The organism is Xanthomonas sp. 3793 (assembly GCF_024806835.1).
Lineage (GTDB): Bacteria > Pseudomonadota > Gammaproteobacteria > Xanthomonadales > Xanthomonadaceae > Xanthomonas > Xanthomonas arboricola_F.
The window spans coordinates 361,580-369,169 of the sequence record NZ_JANTYU010000006.1 but is presented as its reverse complement, the minus strand read 5'-3'; the positions used below and the strand labels follow the sequence as shown (position 1 = coordinate 369,169).

Here is a 7,590-nt window from a genome sequence, read left to right as displayed (position 1 = left end):
TTGCACAGTGCGCTGGGCTACCGCTCGCCGGCCGAGTTCGAAAAGATGGTTGTTGTTCCCTAATTAACCTGTCCGAGAAATCGGGGGTAGCTCAACCTGACCCCGTTTTCCCACGCTTTCCCAACCCCGTTTTCCTACGCTCGAAGGAAGGGTTGGGCATCACTAGCGCGCGGCACTCAAGGCGCGACCATTCGAAACCAGTCGCGCATAACCTGCTTGATACGACCTAGTTCCTCATCCGGAACGGGAGTCATATGTGCGACGGCATTACGCAGGTGAGTTAGCACGCGAGCTTGCTGTATTAAGCTCTTGTCGCGCACGACATCAATAAAGTGAGGCTTCCAACACGTATCGATCACTCTCAGAAGCTGCGGATAGGTCATTAGCGACGACTTGTCTCGCGTTCCCAGCGCCATCCATGCCTTCGTATCCTCGGCCGCTTCCAAAGCTTCCACTTCGGTCCTAACGTCTGTGGGGAGCTTTTCCCACCATTGTACCGAGGGGTCCTGCGACAGAACGTCAATGATGATGTCGCGTAGATATCGCTCGAAGACGAAGAAAAGCTTGAACGCTTCAGCGGCCCTTAACGCACTGTGTACCGTATCAGGCATCACTTCTGATAGATCGAACGAATCGGAGATAAGTAGCGGGTACGACGGGACCAGGTCTACTCGCTTGGAAAGAGCTTTATCCGCGCCCTGACCAAGCATGAGGAATAGCGCCAACCGCGAATCATCTAGGCTCACGACAACGACTTCCTCAAAGCATTAAAGATGTTGAGATATGTTTCCTCCGTCGCGTTCGACGGGAGATGAACCTGAATGTTGTAGTGAAACTCGGGGCGAACTCCAGCTCTTCCCCTAGGCGCTCTTTCATGCTCAATTGTATCGTCAGTCGTGTTCTGTTGCTTAGTGTTCGAATCTCCCGCATCTCCCTCTTTGGATGGCGCGCCAGCTGCAAAGCTATTGACTCCCGCTATCTCAACAAGTGTTCGGAACGTTCCGGCGGTCCTGCGGGTGACTTCCTCATCAGATCCAGCAACCTGCGCAATAAGTCCTTTCAACTCGTCGCCGGACAATTTGTGAGCGTTCTCATTCGCGGAGAACAGCGGACCAAAAGCTTTGCCGATACATTGCGCCAGCGTAGCGCCAGCACGTTGTGAGTTTTTGAGAAGGGCGTAGTCCGAGGTAGGCCTTCCCGAAGGATCGATTAGACCGAGTGCCTTCAGTAACGGAATGAGGGGGCGATCTCCGCCGCTCTTCAAGCCTAAAGTTTCAGCCAAATACGATTGAGTAAACGCATCAGGAACCCTAGCAGACGCAATCTTCTCGAAAAGTGCCTTGATCTTTCCATAGTTGGGGACGTAAGGGAGAGCTGAAGGCATAAAGGGTATCCATATGGTAGATGGGCCAACTCTAGGATTGGCACGTCGATTTCATCGTGTGAAGCGCCGAGAATTGCTTTAAAGCCCAACACCTAAGTTGAGCCGAATTGCAGCGCGTAGTCGGCCATATGGCAAGCTCTTTCTGCCACTTTGCCGGCGTAGCGATGCAATTTCGGCTTGAACGCATTGCTGGGCCTCCTAGTGGTTTGCCGAGGCCGGAATGTAGCCCTTGGCCACCCAGTAGGCCCCAAAACCGAGGAGGCAGAATAACTCGATTACTTTATCCGCGAGCCACGTGGCTGGAATCCATTGGGACAGATGAGCTACCGTGTGAACGACAAGGATCAAGGCGGCGCACAAAGCGATCTCTATCCAAGGAATGCGCGGGGCGGCCCACTTTACAACCAACATCGCTGCAACTAAGAGCGTAGGGGCGGCAGCGCTGGGAAAGGTAGATCCTGTCGACACTGACCGCCATGCAATAGCGGCTACAAAAAGTGCAAGTACAGCAGTGCCGATCGCGATTCTTTTGGGGAAGAACAGGGGTTTATCCATAACATTCCTCTCATTAATAATAATGCCTAATGCCTGAGTTAAGCCGGACCGCTGCGCGGCCTTGGAAATGGCTCAATCATAATGGCCATGGTCGAGGCCGCTAATCGGGCTCGGTCTGAACGAAATGTTTGACGTCTCCCTCTCTCGAATTGCTCTGAGGGCACTAATCAGCTCAGGTGTGGATTTTTGAACGAATTCCACCTGTTTGTCCGACACTTTCTCTCCGTGGATAGCTATAGAGCAGACCGAGTAAACCTCGCGGATGATGTTGGCCATTTGCTTATCAATGATCCCATTCTGGGTAAGCATCATGACTAACCTAGATATAGGTAATAAGCGGCTATGGCTTTGAGCTTCACCCATGTCGTTCGCCAAGGCGCGTAGCTCAATTTCGAGATCTCGACGCGACCGGAACATAACCTGATCAGCTATTGACAATCCCATGCCAAGTTCCGGTAGCTGGACTGGAGGGTGCACGGCGTAGCCTTGATGCTCAAGTGAGCGAACAAGTGTCGCTAGTTGCTGCTCGATATCACCGAGCTTGTAGTCCGGAGGTGGGTTGCCTAGCCAAAAATTTGGCGAGACATTTGACCGAACCTCGACGTTATTGCGGATTTCATTGCGTATCGAGGCAACTTCGCTCGAGACGGACTGCTTCAATTCATCCATCTTCTGCTTGAGCTTGATCCCAGGCAGGTGGATCTCTGCAAATAGCGGGCCCAAGCAGACGCCGAGCCAGATCACGATTAGGAGGAAGTCTATAGGGCGTGCGTCACCAGATTCGATGGTCGTTAAACGCTGCCCAATGACGTAGCTCAAACAGATAACAAGTATCAGCCACCAGATGGAGCGAAAGTTCTTGGTGAACCACATGAAGCTCTCCAGAGATGTCTAACCTTGGAATTAAGCTGCGGCGCAGCCGTCCGCTTGAATAATTGGTTAGGTAGCGGCCGCCAGTTAAAGAGTGTTGAGGTCGAAATGAGATGCTTTGGCACAAGACTCGAGCTTATTTAAATACGTGATTACGTTGCCGCCCTTCTCGTGAAGAATTCTTGCGTACTCACTCTTGCCGATGTGGTCGGTGTACGAACGACTAATCTCAACGTCATCACGCAGCTCGGTTGAATGGATGTGCTCACGGCCCAGATAGATGGCACTTATGAGTTGCTCCTGGACGTCCGGTGACAAGGTGTCCAAAAATACTTGTGCGCCTTCAACAGAACCCGGAACTTTAGATTTAAGTTCGTTCATTGCGGTGTAGATGGGCATACATGCTCCGTTTTGCTGTTTAAAGAAGGGTGCTATCTGTGAGGCCTAGCTACTATAGGATCGCCTAAGCGCGGCATAAAGTGACCCTTACCGAAAGCAGGATGACGGAGGCAATTAATCCCCAATCGCTGCTCTATTGATCAATAGCAGCAGCCCTTATGCGAGGCGCCGTGGCCTGCGCTGTAGTGACCGCCGTGACTCGTGGTGTGGTGCATGCCAGCGGCCCTGACGCGCGCTTGCGCTGTTGGGGTAAACACACCGAGTGCAGCCACAGTCAGTGCCACGATGCTCCATGCCTTGCTCAACATTGTTTCTTCCCCCTGAAGAAATGTGTGGCTTTGCGGCTACGTTACGTGCTGCGTGTTTTGATCCTCGCCGAGTTTTTGGGTTGCGTCAATGCGCTTGCGCGAGTGATCGCTGGCTTTATCGGCTTTGCCCTCATCCGCCCTTCGGGCACCTTCTCCCGCGTGCGGGAGAAGGGCTTGGTGTGTTGGGTTATTGGCTGTTTTTTGCGGTTGCCGGCTTGGCTGGGGTGGGTAGAACGAGATTATTGTTGAGGTCGGTAATCTCTGGCGCGTTGCTTTCGGTTACCACACGCACCTGCGCGGTTTTTAGATTTGCCGCGTTGGTTAGTGGCAGGCGTACCTGGGTGGTGATTGGCTGCAGATTGCGTGGCGCCGCGAGTGCCGGGAACGCGGCTCTTGCCAGCTCCTTTCCACGCGCATCCTCCAACACCACAAATCCGGCCGGTGCATCGGCATGGCCGAGGCTGTGCACCGTCACTTCAATGCCTTCTGCAGTCACGCGCACGTCGCCGTGGCCGATGCCCAGGTCCGGGCGTAGTTCGACTGGAGTGGTGGCTTCGGCAATGCGTTCGAGCTGCAAGACGGTGGTGCGGCCGGCAGGGAAGTCGATGTCGATGGCCGCGCTTTTTTCGAAAGCGCGCTCCTGCGTCTTGGCGTTGCTGTCGAGCTTGCCGTCGTTGTTTTTGCTCACGCCTTGGGTGATGCGCCATTGACCTGGGGCGACGTTCCAGCCGGTCATGCTGGCGCGCTGGTTTTTGTTGGAGGTGTTGTAGGCGATGACGGTGAAGCGGTCTTGCCGGGGTGCGGGGATGGCGATGGCCACTTGCGTGGCGGCCTCTGGGTCGTTGAAGCGCCAGCTCACGGTGTGGCCGGGGTAGGTCTGGTTGCGCTTGAGGGCCACGCCGCCAAGGCGCGCGCGCTGCAGGTTGACCGTGGGGGATTCCACGCGGTCGCTCCACCAGTGGCCTTCGGTGTTCATGTAGAAGTTCTGCAGTTTCTCTCTGGCCTCGCTGCGGTAAATGGCGGCGAGATACTCGAGGTTGCCGGTTTGTTCCCAGGCCACATGGTGCGGGAAGTCAGGGGCGCTGCCGTCGTCCTTGTTGGCCGCATCGATGAGCTTGCCGCTCCAGTCGCTGCGCTTGCCCATGACATCCAGGAAGTTTTCGTTGAGCAGGGACAGGCCGTTGGGGCCGCTGTTGGCCACGCGGTAGTCGATTGGCTTGAGATAACGCGCATCGCCGGTGAAGCGGTAGGCGGCCCAGAAGGTGTGCAAGGTGTCGGCGCCGCCGCTGCCTTCGAACAGTTCGCCGCCGCGGGTTTTGCCGGTTTGCCAGTTGATCTCGTTAGGCAGCGCCCAGTTGCCCTTGGCGTTGGTGTAGGCATGGGCGAGATAGCCGTCGGCCAGGCCGGTAACGATGCGGCGGCTGTTGGGGTCGGCGTTATAGCCGCCCAGCAGGATGGCCGGGTGCACGATGGGGAAGGAGTACGGTTTTTGCCATTGCCAGTTGGGCTCGCGGTAGATCTTGCGGCCGCCGAACCAGTTGCTGGCAAACAGCAGGTGGCCTTGCGGGTTGACCTGGATGATGGTGTCGAAGGCTTTCACCGTTTCCATCAGGCGCTCGACGGTGCGTGGGTCGCCCCAGTTGAGGTACAGCAGGGCGCTGTTGAGGTTGATGCCCTCCTCATACGAGTGCAGCTCGTCGGTTTCGATGGTGGACAGGCCGTTGGTGAACATACCGTTGCGGTAGTTGGCATCGGACAGCGCCAGCATGGAGGCGTTGAGCATGTCCGGGTCCACGCCCATCAGCGCGACGCCGGGCCATTGCTGCACCAGGTCCGAATCGTCGGAGATGCCGCCGCCGAAATCGCCATAGGCCACCTGGCGCTGCTCGATCCACCAGCGGATATAGCGGCGGGTGGCGCTGAGGTCCTGCAGCTGCCAGAACGCCCAGGCGGGCACGCCCTTGGGCACGGTGGGCATCTCGACAGGCAACTCGCCCTGGTTGGCGTAGCTGATGTCGTTCCAGTACTGGCGGCCGAGCGCGTGGTCCGGGTCGACGCGCAGCAGGTCGGTGATGTCGGCATCCAGCCGCTTGTAGAGCAGTTGGCGCTTGGAGGTGGTGTGCTCTTCCACCAGAAAGCCCCAGTTGTCCTTGACCTGGTTGAAGCGGTCGGCCACGTGCTCGGTGATGGCCTCGGCGCGCGGCTTGAACACCAGTTGCAGCTGGGTGCCGTCGAGCGCATTGGCATCAAAGCCGGGCGCGGCGGCGGCGATGCTGAGCATCAGGCTGTCGTTGCTGAGGATTCTGTCGCGCAGGTCCAGCCACAGCGTGCGGGCCTGCCCGGGGGCGACCGCGACCGAGACATCGATCATGTCGCGTGCGGGCCAGATGGGGTCCTTGATGCGGATGTTGAGCGGGATGCTGCCGTTGTGGGTGGCCGGCAGGTTGAGCGCAGGCAGGGTGATGGCGATGCCGTCCAGACCGTCGTGCATGTTCTCCCAGCCGTAGGACCAGCTGCGCATCAGTGCCTGGTCCGGCGGCGGGTTGCCCAGGCTGGACGGCACCAGGATGTGCACGATGGGTTGCTGCGCGCTTGCTGCGGCCTTGTCGCTGGGGCGCTTGCGTGCCGGCGCCTTGGTGGGCAGCGCGACAACGGTCTGGCGCTCGCCCGGCGGGTAGCGGCCGGCGATGACATCGCGCAAGGGGGCGAGGTTGTCGTAGTCGGGCTGGATGTCGCTGCGCACGGTGTAGCTGAGTTGCGCGCTGCCCTTGGGCACCTCGCCCGGCTGCACGTTGTAGGCCCAGATTTCCTGGATGGGGGTTTCCTGCGCGGTATTGGCAAAGCGCAGCGTGCCGCCGCGGCGCTCGGGGAACTGGTCCACGCTGCGCACCACGCCTTGCTTGCGTGCGAACAGCGGCTGCGCCTGCGCGGCAGTGGCACCGGCGGCAGCGGGCGCGGCGTAAGTGGCCTGGCCGTAGGCGGCGCCGCGCAGCTCGATGCGGTTGAACGGCTCGTCCGGCAGGGTGAGGTCCAGCGCCTTGCCGCCTTCGACATAGGTGTTCCAGTCCGGCAGCTGGAAGTAGTCGTTGCGGCCCGGCAGGCGCGAGCGGTTGTAGACGCCGGGCCAGGTGGTCTCGGCGATGCCGTCGGTGGCCTTCCACATCCATTGCTTGAGGTCGCGTGCGTCAGTGAATTCCACCTTGCGGATGCGGGTGACCGGTGCGGTGAGTGCGGGCGGTGCGTGGCCGTTGTCCCAGCCGTAGCGATGCAGGAAGGCGGCGTGTTGCGCGTCGCCGGTGGGTGCTTCAGCCGTGGTGGGCTCCTGCAGGCGTGCGAGTGCGGCGGCGCCGCTGGAGTCGAGCATGCGGTCGTAGATGCGGATCTCGTCGAAGTCGCTGCCGCGCAAGAAGTTGTAGCGGCTCTGCACCTGGTGCGGCGACATCACGCGGCCGGCCAGGCCGAACTGGTCCAGCGCGGCGTCGAAGTCGAGCGCGCCGCCGTTGGCGCAGGGCGCGCCGCAGTCCACGCGGGCGGCTTCCTTGCCGTCGACATACAGGCGCACGCCGCGGGTTTCGTCCCAGGCGAAGGCAATGTGGGTCCACGCGTTGGCGACGGGGTTCTTGTCGAGCTTGAAGGAGACGCGGGTGCGCGCGAGGTTGGCGTCGGTGACGAAGGCATCGAAGCCGTGGCCGTTCCAGTCGATGCGCAGCCAGGCCATGTCCCAGCTGGTGTGGTCGGCGTAGCCGACGCGGAAGATCACGAACGGCGCTTCGCCCACCGGGTAGCGTGCGCGCCAGAAGAAGCCGAGCGTGCCGCGCTGGGTGTAGAGGTTGCCGGGCGCATTCCACGACAGCACGCCGTCGTCGGCCCATTCGATGGCGTTGCCGCGCTTGCCGGTGGGCACCAGGGCGATCTTGTCGCGGAAGTTGGGCACGCCGTCGCCGCGGGCGACATCGGCCTGCAGGTCGCGGTCGGCCGAGACCCGGAACAGCAACTCCGGGGCCGTGGGGGTGGCCGCACTTGCCGGCAGCGCGATCAGACACAACAAACCCATCCAAACCTTCAGCACACGCA

The 7,590-nt window shown here is 59.6% G+C and carries 6 protein-coding genes; all 6 read right to left on the bottom strand.

The genetic code is table 11. The annotated features are described in order from the left end of the window. Positions 1-176: 176 nt before the first annotated feature. The 6 genes from FHY18_RS19775 to FHY18_RS19750 all read right to left on the bottom strand — a co-directional run bounded on the left by FHY18_RS19775 (position 177) and on the right by FHY18_RS19750 (position 7,570). Positions 177-746 carry a Swt1 family HEPN domain-containing protein gene (locus FHY18_RS19775; RefSeq protein ID WP_259159294.1) on the bottom strand — a complete coding sequence of 190 codons (570 nt, stop codon included), beginning with the start codon at positions 744-746 and terminating at the stop codon, positions 177-179. Beyond that, the gene (locus FHY18_RS19770; protein ID WP_259159293.1) at positions 743-1,384 is read right to left on the bottom strand and encodes a DUF5343 domain-containing protein; all 642 of its coding nucleotides are present in this window, start codon (positions 1,382-1,384) and stop codon (positions 743-745) included. The genes FHY18_RS19775 and FHY18_RS19770 overlap by 4 nt, the downstream gene beginning before the upstream one ends. 198 nt (positions 1,385-1,582) lie before the next feature. Then, on the bottom strand, positions 1,583-1,939 hold the full coding sequence (locus FHY18_RS19765; protein WP_259159292.1) for a hypothetical protein: 357 nt from the start codon (positions 1,937-1,939) through the stop codon (positions 1,583-1,585). 72 nt (positions 1,940-2,011) lie between these two features. Continuing rightward, positions 2,012-2,812 (bottom strand): hypothetical protein, encoded by an 801-nt coding sequence (locus FHY18_RS19760; RefSeq protein WP_259159291.1) that lies wholly within the window; start codon positions 2,810-2,812, stop codon positions 2,012-2,014. Between the two features lie 84 nt (positions 2,813-2,896). After that, complete coding sequence (locus FHY18_RS19755) at positions 2,897-3,208, bottom strand: hypothetical protein (RefSeq protein WP_259159290.1); 312 nt, start codon at positions 3,206-3,208, stop codon at positions 2,897-2,899. A gap of 495 nt (positions 3,209-3,703) precedes the next feature. Beyond that, positions 3,704-7,570, bottom strand: coding sequence for a LamG domain-containing protein (locus FHY18_RS19750; RefSeq protein WP_259159289.1), 3,867 nt, complete (start codon positions 7,568-7,570; stop codon positions 3,704-3,706). Between the last annotated feature and the right edge of the window lie 20 nt (positions 7,571-7,590).

Coding starts and splice junctions, on each gene's coding strand:
- FHY18_RS19765 (WP_259159292.1), bottom strand. CDS start 1,939: ATGGATAAACCCCTGTTCTTCCCCAAAAGAATCGCGATCGGCACTGCT.
- FHY18_RS19755 (WP_259159290.1), bottom strand. CDS start 3,208: ATGCCCATCTACACCGCAATGAACGAACTTAAATCTAAAGTTCCGGGT.
- FHY18_RS19760 (WP_259159291.1), bottom strand. CDS start 2,812: ATGTGGTTCACCAAGAACTTTCGCTCCATCTGGTGGCTGATACTTGTT.
- FHY18_RS19770 (WP_259159293.1), bottom strand. CDS start 1,384: ATGCCTTCAGCTCTCCCTTACGTCCCCAACTATGGAAAGATCAAGGCA.
- FHY18_RS19750 (WP_259159289.1), bottom strand. CDS start 7,570: ATGGGTTTGTTGTGTCTGATCGCGCTGCCGGCAAGTGCGGCCACCCCC.